The sequence below is a fragment of the Geobacillus sp. FJAT-46040 genome (genome assembly GCF_002335725.1).
Lineage (GTDB): Bacteria > Bacillota > Bacilli > Bacillales > Anoxybacillaceae > Geobacillus > Geobacillus thermoleovorans.
On sequence record NZ_NISS01000001.1, the window covers coordinates 990,029 to 1,004,966 of the forward strand.

The 14,938-nt window shown below is 55.2% G+C and carries 10 protein-coding genes and 3 pseudogenes; 9 read left to right on the forward strand and 4 right to left on the reverse strand.

From position 1 onward, the window contains the following. Window positions 1–32 precede the first annotated feature (32 nt). Window positions 33–1,349 (reverse strand): annotated as a pseudogene (locus CD000_RS05335) (MFS transporter). Between the two features lie 503 nt (window positions 1,350–1,852). On the opposite strand from CD000_RS05335, the gene CD000_RS05340 reads away from it, so the two are divergent. The 6 genes from CD000_RS05340 (at window position 1,853) to CD000_RS05365 (ending at window position 10,094) form a co-directional block, all read left to right on the forward strand. Continuing rightward, window positions 1,853–2,611 (forward strand): IclR family transcriptional regulator, encoded by a 759-nt coding sequence (locus CD000_RS05340; RefSeq protein ID WP_096225053.1) that lies wholly within the window; start codon window positions 1,853–1,855, stop codon window positions 2,609–2,611. Window positions 2,612–2,623: 12 nt separating this feature from the next. Beyond that, window positions 2,624–3,397: a type I 3-dehydroquinate dehydratase gene (gene aroD, locus CD000_RS05345; RefSeq protein WP_096225054.1), complete on the forward strand. Its 774-nt coding sequence runs from the start codon at window positions 2,624–2,626 to the stop codon at window positions 3,395–3,397. Window positions 3,398–3,421: 24 nt separating this feature from the next. After that, window positions 3,422–4,621, forward strand: a complete 1,200-nt coding sequence (locus tag CD000_RS05350; protein ID WP_044731140.1) for a CaiB/BaiF CoA transferase family protein — start codon at window positions 3,422–3,424, stop codon at window positions 4,619–4,621. Between the two features lie 174 nt (window positions 4,622–4,795). Beyond that, window positions 4,796–5,824 (forward strand): LacI family DNA-binding transcriptional regulator, encoded by a 1,029-nt coding sequence (locus tag CD000_RS05355; protein WP_096225055.1) that lies wholly within the window; start codon window positions 4,796–4,798, stop codon window positions 5,822–5,824. Window positions 5,825–5,841: 17 nt separating this feature from the next. After that, window positions 5,842–6,408: a shikimate kinase gene (locus CD000_RS05360; RefSeq protein WP_020278602.1), complete on the forward strand. Its 567-nt coding sequence runs from the start codon at window positions 5,842–5,844 to the stop codon at window positions 6,406–6,408. Between the two features lie 428 nt (window positions 6,409–6,836). Then, a complete protein-coding gene (locus CD000_RS05365; RefSeq protein WP_096225056.1) occupies window positions 6,837–10,094 on the forward strand; it encodes a hypothetical protein in 3,258 nt (1,085 codons plus the stop codon). Window positions 10,095–10,253: 159 nt separating this feature from the next. Here CD000_RS05365 and CD000_RS05370 read toward each other — a convergent pair whose 3' ends face one another. After that, window positions 10,254–10,664 carry a hypothetical protein gene (locus CD000_RS05370; protein WP_060788390.1) on the reverse strand — a complete coding sequence of 137 codons (411 nt, stop codon included), beginning with the start codon at window positions 10,662–10,664 and terminating at the stop codon, window positions 10,254–10,256. A gap of 153 nt (window positions 10,665–10,817) precedes the next feature. Between CD000_RS05370 and CD000_RS05375 the strand changes: the two are divergent. The 3 genes and pseudogenes from CD000_RS05375 to CD000_RS05385 all read left to right on the forward strand — a co-directional run. After that, window positions 10,818–11,189 (forward strand): annotated as a pseudogene (locus CD000_RS05375) (ArnT family glycosyltransferase); the annotation flags it as partial. Next, a pseudogene (locus CD000_RS05380) lies at window positions 11,182–11,676 on the forward strand (glycosyltransferase); the annotation flags it as partial. The pseudogenes CD000_RS05375 and CD000_RS05380, both read left to right, overlap by 8 nt. Beyond that, complete coding sequence (locus tag CD000_RS05385; RefSeq protein WP_047818501.1) at window positions 11,648–12,052, forward strand: GtrA family protein; 405 nt, start codon at window positions 11,648–11,650, stop codon at window positions 12,050–12,052. The pseudogene CD000_RS05380 and the gene CD000_RS05385, both read left to right, overlap by 29 nt. Window positions 12,053–12,143: 91 nt before the next feature. Here the strand turns inward: CD000_RS05385 and CD000_RS05390 are convergent, their stop codons facing one another. Continuing rightward, entirely contained in the window at window positions 12,144–13,388 is a 1,245-nt protein-coding gene (locus CD000_RS05390; RefSeq protein ID WP_047818500.1) for a glutamate-5-semialdehyde dehydrogenase, read from the reverse strand. Continuing rightward, on the reverse strand, window positions 13,385–14,509 hold the full coding sequence (proB, locus tag CD000_RS05395) for a glutamate 5-kinase (RefSeq protein WP_011231534.1): 1,125 nt from the start codon (window positions 14,507–14,509) through the stop codon (window positions 13,385–13,387). The genes CD000_RS05390 and proB overlap by 4 nt, the downstream gene beginning before the upstream one ends. Between the last annotated feature and the right edge of the window lie 429 nt (window positions 14,510–14,938).

A 14,938-nucleotide genomic window follows, 5' to 3' on the forward strand; every position in this document is an offset into this window, starting at 1 on the left:
TCGCCGCGTTGGACGAAGGCGCTTCTCTTTCGCTATCGCACTTTTATGTGTCCGATGCTTGCGTTTTGCGTTGTGTCCGGCCGAGCCATCGGTTCGATCGGCTCTAAATCGGTCAGCAGGAACAAATAGCTGAAAATGCCGGCGAGCAAAATGAACGCCGCAACGAGAAACGCGTACATAAACGAGCCGGTCGCTTGAACGATAAAGCCGGTGACGATCGGGGCGACAATCGCCATCGAGTTGTTGCCGAACGTCAACAGGCCGGTCAACGTCCCGACCGTGCCTGGCGGTGCAATAAATGTCGGGATGCTGTAGGCGATCGAGGATGTGATGACTAGGCCGCCAAGGGCAATTGAAATGCAAAGGATCGCGATGTTCGGGTTTGTCGTGAAAGCGGCGCCGATGACGGACAGCCCAAGCAGCATGCCGATGACCAAAAACGTTTTTCGCACGCGCGTTGAATGGCCTCCTTTGTTGATGAGCCGGTCGACGAGCCATCCGCCGATCGCGATCTCCGAAATCGTGCCGACGATCCACGGAATCGAGGCGTACCAGCCTGATTTCAGCACCGACATGTGCATTTCCGTCGCCAAATAGCCGGGAAGCCACGTGAGAAACAAAAACCACGAGTAGCCGTAGGCGGCAAACCCGATCAATGTCGCCCACACTTTTTTCTTCGTCAGCAAATACCGAATCGTCTCCCAAACGTTTCCCGATGTTTCATCCGACTTTTGCGCTCCGCCTTGGACAATGTAGTCATATTCTTCTTTCGAAAGCTTCTTGTCCTCATGCGGATCGCGGTACGTTGCCCAAAAAATGAAGGCATAAATCAAACTAAGTACAGCGGTCACGTAGAAGCCGGCCCGCCATCCCCATTCGGTGATGATCCACGCGATGATCGGGGTGCCGATGGCGTTTGACAGCTTCGACTGGGCGTCGTAAAGGGAAATCGCGGTCGCCCGCTCATGGCGCGGGAACCATTGCCCGACTGCTTTGGCGGCTGACGGGAAATACGGCGCTTCCCCGATGCCCAACAAGACGCGTGACAACATGACGAGCCCTTGGCCGCTGGCGATGGCGGTCAAAAAGCATGCCACTGCCCAAATGATCGTCCCGATGCGCGTCACCCATTTGACGCCAATTTTATCCAAGATGACGTCGGCCGGGATTTACAAAATGGCATAAGACCAGGCAAACGCAGACAACAAAATGCCGAGCTGCCCGGGCGTGAGGCCGAATTCTTCGGAAAGCGGCTGGATGCCGACGGACATGTTGATGCGGTCGAAATAGTTGATGATGACGCCTAACGCGATCAAAAACGCCATCGCCCAACGTCGTTTGTGCTTCATCTTTGTTCACCATCCTTGGTATTGATGTAAGAAAGCGTATGCAGTATGAGAACGAAAAAATAGCGAGTTCCCTTTCATTGGACATCGCGTTTTGATGTTCGATCATTCCATGAAGTGATCGGTTCTCAAATGTTCGCTGATCATCCCCCCTTTTTTTGTTCCATTGTATGTAACTTGTTTTCTTTAAATGGAATTCTTGAATGGATTATAACAAAGTTCGCTTTCGTTTGTCCATAACTTACTGAAAAATTTGAACTGTTTATGCAATCCGTTCAGACAATGGACGGGCAGGAAGATAGGCCTAACGCAGCATATGTCCCTTCACACAGACGTTTAAATGAAAAAAGGCTTCGCCGCCCTTTCTCTTGTTGAAAGCAAAAAGGAAAGAAACGCGAAAAAAAGCTTGAACGGCGGTGAATGAAGATGCTAAAATGGGAGTAAGGTTCCACTGAAAGAAATGAAATTCCGTTGAACGGAACATAAGGAAGGGGGGAGACAAACAGGTGCAGGAAGAAAAAAAACACGAAGCCGGCTTGCGCACGGTGCAGCGGGCCATTGACATCTTGTATTGTTTTACCCTCGAGGAACAAGAGCTATCACTCACGGAAATTGCGAAAAAGATTTCGCTCGCCAAATCGACGACGACGCGCCTGCTCGCCACGCTGGAGCAAAACCGCCTTATCGTCAAAGATCCGGAGACGTTAAAGTACCGTCTTGGACAAGGGGTGTACTATTTAGGATACATTGCCGGCAAATCGATGGAAGTGCGGGAAATCGCGCGGCCGGTGATGGAGCGGCTGCGCGACGAGACGCGGGAGACGGTGAACTTGTACGTGCTCGAACAAGACGCCCGCGTTTGCATCGAACAGTGCGAAGGGCTTCAAGCGCTGCGCCATATGGTGAGAATCGGCGAGCGGCTGCCGCTTTGGGCGGGGGCGGGGGGAAAAGTATTGTTGGCCTATCAATCGCCCGAAGTTCAAGAGCGGATTTTTGCGCAAGTGCCGACAAAGGAACGATTGGATCGTCTAGCGGCGGAGCTTGAGGCGATTCGCGAGCGCGGTGTGGCATCCAGCGTCGATGAACGGGAAGTCGGCTCTGCGGCCGTTGCGGCGCCCATTTTCGACATCCGCGGGGAAGTGGGCGCCTGCTTGTCCGTCTCTGGGCCGGCGCATCGATTTACACGGGAAGTGATGGAACAATTCAAGAGGCTCGTAAAAGAAGGAGCACAAGCCATTTCCGAAAAACTAGGTTATCGACCATAAGGGGGAGAGCATATGGCGATTGCAAAGCGTGCTGTCCGTGTGCGCAATGTCTTGATCGGGGGAGACGAACCGTGCATTTGCGCCCCGGTCGTCGGAGCGGACGCGAAGCAAGTGTTGGAGGAAACAAGGCAAATCACGGAGAAAAAGCCGCATCTCATTGAATGGAGGGCGGACTTTTTCGAGGCGATTCGGGACGAACAGGAAGTGGCGGCCACATCGAGAAAGATGCGGGCGATTGCCGGAGACATCCCGATTTTGTTTACGGTTCGTTCCGAACAGGAAGGCGGGCAACCGATTTCGTTGACGGAAGAGGAAAAGATTCGGTTGTTTGAAACCGTCTGTGAAAGCGGGGCGATCGATTTGCTTGATTACGAGCTTGCCCATGGGCCGCGCATCCCGATCGTCCGGGAGCTGACGCGCCGCTATGGAGTGCGCCTTGTGTTGTCTTACCACAATTTTGATCATACGCCATCGAAGGAAGAGCTTGTCGCGAAAATGCGTCAAGCGGAACAATGCGGCGCCGACATCGCGAAAGCAGCTGTGATGCCGAAAACGCGGGGGGATGTGCTCACGCTGCTGCAGGCGACGGAAGAAGCGCGAAAAGAGGTGGACATCCCGCTGATCACGATGTCGATGGGGGCATTGGGCGCCATCACCCGCCTGGCAGGCGGATTGTTCGGCTCTGCCGTCACCTTTGCAGTCGGACGGCAAAGCTCGGCGCCGGGGCAAATTCCGATTGAAGACGTCCGGACCGCGTTGTCGGTCATCATGATATACGGACAATAAATCGAAATGGGGGAGGAGATTGTCATGGCGCGTTTGCCGCTGGAAGGCGTCAAAGTGCTCGATGTGTCGACAATGATCGCGGCGCCGTTTGGGGCGGTTTTGCTCGGTGATTTTGGCGCCGATGTCATCAAGGTGGAATTGCCAGGAAAAGGGGATACGCTCCGCCATGTCGGGCCGTTCAAGGATGGGGAGCCGCTCCGCTGGCCCGGACTGGCGCGCAATAAACGGTCGCTCACGTTGGATTTGCGCAAAGAAGAAGGAATGAATATTTTTAAAGAGCTTGTCCGCCACGTCGATATTGTCATCGAAAATTTCCGCCCCGGCACGCTCGAAAAATGGGGCGGCGGATATGAAGAACTGAAGCGGATCAATCCGAAGCTGGTGATGATTCGCGTCTCGGGCTACGGGCAAACAGGTCCGTTTCGCGAGAAAGCCGGATTCGGCACGCCGGCGACGGCGTTCAGCGGGTTTACGTATTTGCAAGGGTATCCGGACCGTCCGCCGGTCAGCCCGTCGTTCTCCTTGACGGACTACATTACCGGCATTTATGTGGCGTTTGCGGCGGTGACGGCCATTTACCACCGCGATGTCCATCCGAATGGCGAAGGGCAGATGGTCGATATCGGCCTTTACGAATCGGTGTTCCGCATGATGGAGTTTTTGGTGGCGGAATATGACCAATTGGGCAAAGTGCGCGAGCGGTCGCCGGGATTGTCCGGCCATTCGAGCCCGGCGGGCACGTTTATGACGAAAGACGGGCATTGGGTCGTGCTTGTCACCAGCACCGATTCCACATTCGAGCGGCTGGCGAAGGCGATGGGGCGGGAAGATCTGTTGACGGATGAGAAATTTTGCACAAACGAACGGCGGCTCGCCCATCATGAAGAGACAAACGGCATCGTCGCCGACTGGATCCGCACGAAGACGCGCGATGAATTGCTTCACATTTTGGATGAGCATGGCGTGCCGGTCAGCCCGATTTTGAGCATTAAAGATATTTTTGAGCATCCGCATTACCAAGCAAGGGAAAACATCATCGAAGTCGCCCATCCGCGCCTTGGCAAAATTAAAATGCCCGGCATTGTGCCGAAATTCGAAAAAACACCAGGCGCCATCCGCCGCACTGCTCCGGATTTAGGCGAGCATACCGAAGAGATTTTGCAAACGATGCTTGGCATGTCCAAGGAAGACATTGAGCGGCTGCGAGAAAACGAGATCATATGAATGAACGAACGGCGGCTTGCCGCCTTCCCGGCTCCTTGCCTTGTGCGAGGCTGCCGGGTTTTTTTGTTTCGAAGTTTGTTTTCCCGGCAGCCCACGCCTTGCATTGACACTGCTTGCCGCCAGCCTTTATACTTTTAGTAGGTTAAAGCAACGGTAAAGCAGGTGATTCGAACGGTGTCAGATAAAAAGCGTTCCCGCGTGACGCTCGAACAAGTGGCCAAGCATGCCGGCGTGTCGCGGGCGACAGCCTCGCTTGTTGTTCGTGGGAGTTCGAATATTTCGAAAGAAACACGGGAAAAAGTGCTTCGATCGATGAAAGAATTAGGCTACGTGTATGACCGTGTAGCCGCCAATTTGCGCTCGCAGCGCTCTTCCACCGTCGGGTTGATTATTACGGAACTTGACAACCCGTTTTTTTCCGAACTGCTTGTCGGCGTCCACGAGGCGCTTGATCAGGAAGGATATACCGTCATTTTAGGCACGACGTTTGACCGGCCGGAAAAACAAGATGCATTACTATCGACGATGCTTGAGCATCGGGTTGGCGGCGTCATCATGAGCCCGGTTCCGGGGTGTTCGACCGAGATGGTTGAGCGGCTGCGGCAATGGGATATTCCAGTCGTGTTGTTTGCTCGTGATGAACTTCCGGCTGGACAGTTTGATTATATCGGAATCGATAATGTGGCCGGCGGGCGGATGGCGACTGAGCATTTGCTCGATCAGGGTCATCGCCGCATTGCCTTTATTGGCGGTTCTCCGCAGTCGTCCGTATGGAGGGCGCGCCAAAGGGGATACGGCGAGGCGTTGCGTGCCGCAGGCATCGAGGTGGATGACGCGCTGCTTGTGCCGTCGGCGACAACAAGGCAGGGCGGGCGGATGGCGGCGAAACGAGTTTTGCAACAACCGAACCCGCCGACAGCGCTCTTTTGTTATAACGATGTTGTCGCCTTCGGGGCGATGCTCGGCTTAAAAGAGGAAGGAATCGTTCCGGGACGCGATATCGCGGTCGTGGGATTTGACAACATTCAAGAGTCAGCGTTGTTTCAACCACCGTTAACGACGGTGGCCGCGTTCCCAGAAAAGATCGGTGCGTGCGCGGCGCGGCGGTTGCATGAACGCATGAAAGGGGATGACAGCGAGCCGAAACGGACGATTTTGCATCCAGAGCTCGTCATCCGGCAGTCATCTAGAAAGAGCGATTGAAAAGGGAGTGAGGGAACGTGGAGAGGCAAACCACCATCCCGCTCCGCGAGCGGAACATCATTTTAATCGGCTTTATGGGAGCGGGGAAAACAACGATCGGGCAGCTGGTGGCGAAAAAGCTGTACCGCGATTTTATCGATGTCGACGCGGAAATCGAGCGGCGGCAAGGGATGTCGATTCCGGAGCTTTTCGCGCAAAAAGGAGAAGCGTATTTTCGAAAGGTGGAACGGGAACTCATCGTCGATTTATGCACAAATACAAGGTTGAAAATCCTTTCGCTTGGCGGCGGCGCGTATTTGCAGGAGGAGGTGCGGCGCGCATGCCTCGCTCATGGTATCGTCTTTTTCCTTGACTTGTCATGGGATTATTGGAAAGAGGAACGGCTGCCGCTCATTGTCGACAGCCGCCCGGTGCTGAAAAACAAAACGTTGGAAGAGGTGGAGCAGCTGTTTTTCCAGCGGCAGTCGGCTTACGCCCTCCATCATTCCCGCGTGGTGTTGAATGAGCTTGAAGCCGAACAGGCGGCCGAGCAAATCGTCGAGTCGATCAAATGGACGTGGGATGTATATGAACCAAATCGATAGATGGTCATGGCGAAAAGGCAGGCTCTTGTTGGGAGCTTGCCTTTTCGTGTTGGATGGCCGCATCGAAAGCTGGTGATGGAACGAGGAATGCAGCGCCGTTATCGCGGTTTTTCCCATAGCAGGTTTTGCGGACGCGGCCAAAGCGGTTCGGGGGAGCCGGATCCGCTTGTCCTCGCCTTGCGTTCAGTCTCGCGTTCTTGATCGGCAAGGGTGTGGATGTGAGTGATGGGCGGACTCGTTTTCGGAAGCCATCAGAGAGGCCTGTTTCGTGTCCGGGGATCGGACGTTGGGTCGCGTTCAGGGAGCGGAGGGAAGACGAACGACCCTGCGTTTCTTTTCTTTTTTGGGCAGAAATGCCTGTTTGTTCTTGCCGGACAAGCGCTCCTTTTGTTATAAGGGAGATACCGGGTGTGAGGGAGAGTGGGAAGATGGAGAAAAAGGTGTTACGCTGGCTTTATGTGTATATTGTCTTGGCGGTGCTGCTTCTGTCGGCGCCGTATTGGCTTTGGTGGTTGAAGCCGGAAACGGAGCTTGAGCTGCTCATTGTCGATGACACGGTGCCGGATCGGTCGTACCGCGAGCACCAAGGGCTTGTTTGGCTGCTCCGGGCGCAAAAGTACGTGCACCGGAATGGTGAGGCGTATGATGCGGCGCGCGATTATGTCGGATTTGTGCCAAAGGGCGGCGGGGCATACGAATTGCGCCCGTTTCCGAACACGATGGATCGCTATGATGCCGTGTATGTCGCCGACACGTACGGCGTCTATGAAGAAGAATTTGTTCGCCAGCGGACGGACGGGGCGCGGTCGGCGAAAGTGCACGGCGGGCTGGACGGCGAGACGGTGAAGGCGCTTTGGCGGTTCGCCCGGGAAGGGGGAAACACGTTGATCGCCGAATTCAACTCGATGGCCCACCCAACAGCGCAGGAGGTGCGCGCGTCGTTTGAATCGCTGTTCGGCTTGCATTGGACGGGGTGGATCGGGCGCTATTTCCCCGATTTATCCAGCCGGGAAGTGCCGGCGTGGGTCAGGGAGAACTACGAACAACAATATGGAACGCCGTTTGCGTTCCGCGGTCCGGGAATTGTGCTTGTGGATGAACGCGATCGGTTGATGGTTTTGGACCGGCGCGATCTTGGCGGCGATGGCGTCGTGTTTTCGTATACGAAAGCGGGGAAAGTGCGGTGGGGCCAACACGAGCGCGTTCCTTATTCGTACTGGTTTGACATCGTCCAGCCGCTTGATCCGAACGATGTGTTGGCGACCTATACGTTGTCGCTTTCCAAACGCGGGAACGAGAAGCTGCGCGCCATCGGGGTTCCGGTTTCGTTTCCGGCCGTTGTCCGCTATGAGACGCGCACGTACCAGTCGTACTACTTTTCCGGCGATTACGCCGATCAAGGCAGTGTGCCATCGATTTACCAAACGGTTGGATTCGATCGATGGCGCAAGTGGACGGCGAGCAGCCGCCCGGATGATGAGACGGCGTTTTATTGGAAAGTGTACGTGCCGATGATGAAAGCCATTTTGCAAGAAATCAAAACGTATCAGGAGGAGAAGAAGCGGCCTGCCGCTACAGAAACGGCGGAGCAGGACGGCATCCGCTTGGCGGGGACGGTCGGGCGCGACTATCTTCAAGTATATCGCAATGGACGGTGGGAGCCGCTGCTTATTAAAGGCGTCAACCTCGGCATCAGCAAACCCGGCGCGTTTCCGGGCGAGGCGAACATCACGAAGGAAGAATACTTCCGCTGGCTTCAGTATATCGGGGCGATGGGGGCGAACGCCGTCCGCGTCTATACGATCCATCCGCCGGCGTTTTACGAAGCGCTCTATGAATACAATCAAACCGCCAAGCAGCCGCTCTATTTGTTTCACGGCGTTTGGATCGATGAAGCGATGATGCTTCGGATCAAAGATGTTTGGTCCCCCGCGGTGGACGGGGCGTTTCGTGCCGAGATTCGCCGCACGATCGACATCATCCACGGCAACGCCAACATTCCAAAGCGGCCGGGCCACGCCGGGGGAGTGTACCGATATGACCTTTCCCCTTATGTCCTCGGGTGGATTTTCGGCGTCGAGTGGGATCCGGACGTTGTTGCCGCCACGAACAAAGCCCATCGCGGATCAGGGGATTACCGCGGGACATATGTGTATACGAAGGGAGCAAGCCCGTTTGAAGCGTGGCTCGCGCGTGCGGTCGACGAAGCGGTCGGCTATGAGACGGAAACGTATGGGTGGCAGCGGCCCGTGAGTTTCACCAACTGGGTGACGACCGATTTCCTTCGTCATCCGGCCGAGCCGTTTGTCAAAGAAGATCTTGTTTCCGTCAATCCGAATGTCATGTACGCCACCGACAAGCTGCGCGCCGGATGGTTCGCTTCGTATCATATTTATCCGTATTATCCGGATTTTTTGAACAGAGAAGAAACATATATCCGCTATATTGACTCGCGCGGCGAGCATAACAGCTATGCCGGCTACTTGCATGAGATGAAGGCCGCTCACCGGATGCCGATTCTCGTCGCCGAGTTCGGTGTTCCTTCGTCGCGCGGCATGGCGCATCGAAATGTGCACGGGAAAAATCAGGGGTTTTTGTCGGAACAGGAGCAAGGAACGATCGACCGGGAGCTGTTTGAGGACATCGTCCATGAGCGGATGGCGGGAGGGCTGTTGTTTTCCTGGCAGGATGAATGGTTCAAGCGGACGTGGAACACGATGGATTATGACAACCCGGATCGTCGGCCGTTTTGGCTGAATGCGCAGACGAACGAACAACATTTTGGGCTGCTTCGGTTTGAGCCACGTTCAAGCGCGGCCGCGATGATCAAGGTCGACGGGCGGAAAGACGATTGGACGTTCAATGGAATCCGTCCGGTTTGGACAGAGGGCAAGCGAGCGCTGTACGTCACAAGCGATGAAGGGTATTTGTACGTGCGGCTTGACGGTGCGCGCATCACCGATGAAACAACGACGTACATTGCGTTTGATACGATTCCAGGCCAAGGGCAATCGCGCCTCCCGGGCCTTTCCGGCATGCGTACGTCGGGGATTGACTTTGCTTTAGTCATCCATGGAAAACAGCGCGCCCGGCTGCTTGTCGACAGCTACTATGACACGTTTTCTTATCATTACGGCTATCAGCTGCACATGATGCCGGCGGCGCCGTACGCCCATCGCAAAGATAACGGAGTATACCACCCGATCCGGTTGACGCTGAATAAAAAGCTCGAAGAAGCAGATGGCAAGGCCGTGCCGTTTGACTCGTATGAAACCGGGGTGCTTCGCTTCGGCACCGCCAACCCGGCCGATGCGGCCTATGACTCGCTTGCCGATCTCAGCGTGAGCCGCCGCGGTGATATGTATGAAATTCGCCTGCCGTGGGCGCTGTTGAATGTCACCGATCCAAGCCGGCGCGAGGTGATGGGCGATATCTGGTCAAAAGAAGGTCTAAAAAGCCGAGAGATCATCCCCGGCATCCGCCTCGGCGTGTACGTCGCCAACGGGGAGCGCTCATTTTCGTTCCCGGCGATGGAAGGGAATGTGCTGCCGGTTCAGCGGTTTTACACGTACACGTGGCCGACATGGGAGACGCCGCGCTACCACGAGCGGCTGAAGCCGTCGTATGAAGCGATGAAAGCGGCGTTTTCCGGCGCGGACATCGCCAAGCAGCAAGGAAACGAATAAGAAGAACGCCCCGCAACATTGGCTGCTGTTCGACACAACGATGATCGGTCAAGGCGGTTGTCTGTCCAAAAAAGAAGCCGGCAAGCACGAGACAAAAGCCCAACCGGCCGTCAAGCAAAAAACATGCTGGCGGCCGGTTGGCTTGTTTCTTTTTCGTTTTTAGGAGATTTCGTTTTGTCCAGCCCGGGAACGGAGTTTTCGTTCATGTTGGAGGGTTTTGCGGGCGAGGAAGTCAACCGTTTCCTGCGTTTCCGACCATTCAAGGCGCCAATAGTTCATTTTCGTTTCCAAGCGCTCAAATCGAGCATCCGTGCGTTTTTCCAGATCCAAGAGTTTTTGGTGCAACCGGTCTTCCGTCTCGCGGATTTTGGCATACAGCCGATTTTCTGTATCTTGGATCTCCGCGCGCAGTCGGTTTTCCGTGTCTTGAATTTCAGCACGCAGTCGGCTTTCTGTATCTTGGATTTCGGTGCGCAGTCGATCTTCCATTTCCTTCATTTGTTGTTGGATTTTTCCGGAATGCAAGTCGAGCGCCTTTAAAATTTGTTGCACGATGGTGGCTCCTTCCACACGATTCACCTCCTTTCGCCTTTTATCATAGCACACGTCTGCGGTCAGCGAAATGAAAACCTTGTCCATTCGCTCGATTTTTTCACCAAACTTTCACCAACACGGGGTAACGTAACGGCAGGAGACAAAGAACATGACGGAAAGGGAGAGTCGATGAAGAAAATACAATGGAAATGGGATGGATGGATTGCTGCGATCATGGCTTGGTCAGCTTTTTTGCACTTCTATCAAATTGGAAACAGCGGTTCCAATGTGTATTATACGGCGGCGGCGAAAAGCATGGCCGCAAGTTGGAAGGCGTTTTTCTTCGCCGCGCTTGATCCGGAGGGATTCATTACCGTTGATAAGCCGCCGGCGGCGCTTTGGCTGCAGGCGTTGAGCGTGAAAGTGTTCGGAGTGAGCGATTTTAGCGTGCTTCTTCCGGAAGCGTTGGCGGGGGTTGCCTCGACGTGGATGATGTACGTGATCGTCAAGCCGTGGGCGGGGCGGATAGCGGCGCGCTGGGCAAGCTTCGTGTTTTCCTGCTATTGACCGGAAAGTGTGCGATCAGTTACGCTATATGAGAGAGCGGAGCCGGTTTGTTCGGGGGCTGGTAAGCTGGGTCGGCTTCCGGCAGACGGCGGTTGAATACGAACGGGAGCCGCGTTTCGCCGGTGAGACGAAATACCCGCTCAAAAAGATGATTCGGTTTTCGCTTGATGGCATCACCTCGTTTTCATACAAGCCGCTGAAGCTGGCCAGTTGGCTTGGATTTTTGTTGTCTGCGGCCAGTGTGGTGGGGATGTTCGTTGTCCTTCATCTTAAATGGTTTGCTCATTCAACGGTCGCTGGCTGGGCGTCATTGTTGATGGTCATGCTGCTTGGCAACGGGGTGACACTGCTCATGCTCGGCGCGATTGGCGAATATATCGGCCGGATTTACGATGAAGTGAAAGAGCGTCCGCTCTATATTGTCAACGAAACGTGGGGAGTCGGAACGAAACATGAACGAAAGCCTTCGTATATTCCGTAAAGAAAAACAAGCCGTATGGCGGTTTGGCCTCGTTGGGGTGAGCAATACCGCGGTGGACTTCGCCGTCTTTTTTTTGTTGACTGCTGCAGGCGCTAAGGCGGCGGTTGCCCAAGCCGTTGCCTACGGCGCCGGGATGGCGAACAGCTACATTTGGAATCGGCGTTGGACGTTTCAAGTCAAACGGAAAGCCAATATAAAGGAAGTTTTGCGCTTTCTTGTCGTCAACGGGCTGTCGTTCGGTGCATCGCTTGCCGTTTTGCTGGCCGCGGAACGGCTCGCGCCGCTCTGGCTGGCGAAACTGGCGGCGACAATCGCCGGGATGGCGGTGAATTTCATCGGCAGCCGTTATTGGGTATTTGTGGAAATGGAAAAATAAGAAAACGATCCGGAAGCCATGGGTTGGGTCCGGATCGTTTTATGCTTTAGAAACTTAGTGAAAAAGGAAGCTGTCTTCGTTGCAGCCATCGTTATGACTCCCGAATTTGCCCCGTCCCGTACACGAGCGATTTTGTCGTCGTGATGGCGACAAGCCCCATCGGCCCGCGGGCGTGCAGCTTTTGCGTGCTGATGCCGATTTCCGCCCCGTAGCCGAACTGTTCGCCGTCCGTGAAGCGGGTTGAGGCGTTATGGTACAAGACCGCCGCGTCGACCGCCTGGAAAAAGCGGCGGACGTTCACCTCGTTTTCCGTGATGATCGCTTCCGAGTGCTTCGTCCCGTAGCGGCGGATGTGGCCAATCGCCTCGTCGACATCGGCGACCAGTTTGACCGCTAAAATCGGCGCCAAATATTCCGTATACCAGTCATCTTCTGTTGCCTCGCTGATAAACGGATAGGCGGAGGCAAGACGTTGGTCGCCGCGCAGCTCAACGCCGCGGGCGTGAAGCGTCTCAAGCAAGTCGGCGGCATATGGCCAACGCTCATGGATGAGCACCGTTTCGACGGCATTGCAGACCGATGGGCGCTGCAGTTTGGCGTTTAGGACGATCTCGATGGCCATTTGCCGCTCGGCTGATTCATCGACGAAAATATGACAGTTGCCGACGCCGGTCTCAAGCACCGGCACGGTGGCGTTTTCGACGACCGAGCGGATGAGCCCGGCTCCGCCGCGCGGGATGAGCACATCCAAGTAGTTGTTGAGACGGAACATACGCTGCGCCGTTTCCCGGCTCGTGTCTTCGAGCAGTTCAATCGCCGTTTCCGGAACGGTCGTCGTGCGGAGCGCTTCTTTCATGACGCGAACGAGCGCTTTGTTCGAATGAAGCGCTGATGTGCTGCCGCGAAGCAAAACCGCGTTGCCCGTTTTCAAGCAAAGGCTCGCCGCATCGACCGTCACGTTCGGGCGCGCTTCGTACACCATGCCAATGACCCCAAGCGGCACGCGCACCGTTTGGATGCGGAGCCCGTTCGGCCGCGTCCACTCTGCGATGATTTCTCCGACCGGGTCAGGCAGCGAGGCGACTTGGCGGACGCCGTCGATGATTTGGTCCAGGCGTTCATTGGTGAGTTGGAGCCGGTCAAGCAAAGCCGGCGACAGCCCTTGTTCGCGGCCTTGGGCCATATCTTTCTCGTTTTCTTGCAAAATGAAGGCGCGTTCGCGGTCAAGGGTTTGGGCGATCTGTTCCAACGCCTCATTTTTTTCCTCCGCTGACAGCATGGCGAGCGTTTGTGAGGCGGTTTTCAACCGTTCGGCTTTTTCGAGCAGTTCGCTCATTTCGATACACTCTCCTTTCGCAACGTGACCCAATTGTCGCGGTGGATGACTTCCGGGCGGTGAAGGTAAGAGTATTGCCGGGCCTCTTCGCTCGGCCGCCCTTTCACTTTTTTCAAATCGGCGGCGGCGTAATACACTTGGCCGCGTCCGATCGTGATCCCTTTTTCATTGACGACATCCACGACATCCATCGCATGGAAGTCGCCGGAAACCGCTGTTACGCCAGCAGGGAGCAAACTTTTCCCACGCATAAGCAACGCTTCTTCAGCCCCGCTGTCGACCGTGATCATGCCGGCGACAGGAGCATGATAGGCAATCCATTGTTTGCGCATTTGCATTTGTTTCGGAAACGGAACGCCGATGTACGTGCCGTCTCCTTTTCCAGCTAAAATATCAGCCAGTTTTTCTCGGCCGCTTCCCGTGCCGATGAACACGCTGACGCCAAACGAAAGTGCTTTTCGAGCCGCGAGAAGCTTCGAGCGCATCCCGCCGGTGCCGACGGCTGAACCGATGCCGCCGGCGGCTTCGATCATCTCATCGGTGATTTCCGGCAAAAAGGCGTATTTTTTCGCCTGCGGATTCGTTTTCGGATTGGCGTCATACAACCCGTTAATGTCCGTAAGCAAAATGAGCGCATCAGCGTGCAAAAAGCCGGCGACAAGCGCCGAAAGCATGTCATTGTCGCCAAATGTCAATTCTTCGATGGAAACGGAGTCGTTTTCATTAATGATCGGCACGGCGCCGTTCTCAAGCAGTGTGGTGATTGTGGCAAACAAGTTGCGGAACCGCTCGCGGCTGTAAAAGTCGCTGCGCGTCAACAACAGCTGAGCGGCCGTAAAGCCGAATTGGGCGAACGCCGAGCTGTACGCCTGCATGAGCAAACTTTGCCCGACGGCTGCGGCTGCCTGTTTCCCAGCGATTGTCGTCGGGCGCGCCGGGTAGCCTAAAGGTCCGAAACCAGCGGCGACAGCGCCGGACGTGATGAGAATGACGTCATGGCCGAGCTGTTTGAGATAAGCGATCGCCTCAACGTGATCGAACAGCTTGTCATGGCAAAGGCCGCCTTTCGGATCGGTGAGCGAGCTGCTGCCGATTTTGACCACCACGCGCTGCCGTTTCATCGCGTTCCTCCCTCCTTTGCGTGTTGAATGGCATGAGTTGGATCGCCTAGCCGCTCTGCGAAGCGGCCGGCCAATAAAAAACGCTTTTCCTCCTTTTTTGCAAAAGGACGGAAAAGCGTTCCGCGGTACCACCTTTTTTGGCGCACAAAGCGCCCACCTCTGGCCTGTAACGCAGGCGTGCGGCTTATGTTTGCATAAGCGGCCGTCTAGGGCAGGTTCAACCGGCTTCCCGCGAGGAACCTTCCAGCCTGTGGGTTCCACTCTCTGGCGCGTTCCCTCGGTTTACTAATCCCGTGCCGTTCTCGTTGTTTCATTGTCAAGGATAGACTTGCGATTTATAATTTGTAAGAAATTATGACGCCAAATGCTCCGGTTGTCAAGAGGAAAGGCTGATTTTTCTGACTTGTTTTTTCGAAGCGGATTTTGAAA

Excerpts from the sequence above, each read along its gene's own strand:
- aroD (WP_096225054.1), top strand. The coding sequence starts at position 2,624 with ATGGCGATTGCAAAGCGTGCTGTCCGTGTGCGCAATGTCTTGATCGGG.
- CD000_RS05350 (WP_044731140.1), top strand. The coding sequence starts at position 3,422 with ATGGCGCGTTTGCCGCTGGAAGGCGTCAAAGTGCTCGATGTGTCGACA.
- CD000_RS05365 (WP_096225056.1), top strand. The coding sequence starts at position 6,837 with ATGGAGAAAAAGGTGTTACGCTGGCTTTATGTGTATATTGTCTTGGCG.
- CD000_RS05385 (WP_047818501.1), top strand. The coding sequence starts at position 11,648 with ATGAACGAAAGCCTTCGTATATTCCGTAAAGAAAAACAAGCCGTATGG.
- CD000_RS05390 (WP_047818500.1), bottom strand. The coding sequence starts at position 13,388 with ATGAGCGAACTGCTCGAAAAAGCCGAACGGTTGAAAACCGCCTCACAA.
- proB (WP_011231534.1), bottom strand. The coding sequence starts at position 14,509 with ATGAAACGGCAGCGCGTGGTGGTCAAAATCGGCAGCAGCTCGCTCACC.